The organism is Streptomyces sp. CC208A (assembly GCF_030010625.1).
Taxonomy (GTDB): Bacteria; Actinomycetota; Actinomycetes; order Streptomycetales; family Streptomycetaceae; genus Streptomyces.
The window spans coordinates 1-550 of sequence record NZ_JASCXN010000119.1 but is presented as its reverse complement, the minus strand read 5'-3'; the positions used below and the strand labels follow the sequence as shown (position 1 = coordinate 550).

Here is a 550-nt window from a genome sequence, read left to right as displayed (position 1 = left end):
CCACCTCCGCAGCGGCGGCGAGACCGTCATCTGCCTCGCCCACGACACCGACCTCATCGGCCTGCTCGGCGTCTCCGACGCCGTACGCGCGGGCGCCGACACCGTCATACGGCAGCTCCGCGACCTCGGCGTCCAACGACTGATCCTGCTCACCGGCGACGCACCGGAAACCGCCCAGGTCGTCGCCGACGCACTCGGCATCACCGAGGTCCACGCGCACGCCCTGCCCGAGGCCAAACTCCAGCTGATCCGCGAGCTCCAGGCCGAGGGCCACATCGTCGCCATGGTCGGCGACGGCACCAACGACGCCCCGGCGCTCGCCCTGGCCGACGTCGGCATCACCATGGGCGAACACTCCTCGCACGTGGCCCTGGAGACCGCCGACATCGCCCTCGCCGGCAACGACCTGCGCCAGGTCCCCGCGGTCGTCGAACTCAGCCGCCACACCCTGCGCGTCGTGCGCCAGAACTACGGCCTCGCCATCGGCGTCAACCTGCTCGGCCTCGTCGCGGGCGCCGGCGGCTCCATGAACCCGGTGCTCGCCGCACTC

General features: G+C 72.4%; 1 protein-coding gene. It reads left to right on the top strand.

Features of this window, described 5'->3' with window-relative positions:
- Positions 1-550 (top strand): HAD-IC family P-type ATPase (locus QK442_RS36255; RefSeq protein ID WP_282698399.1); only part of this gene is annotated, 550 nt, incomplete at both ends.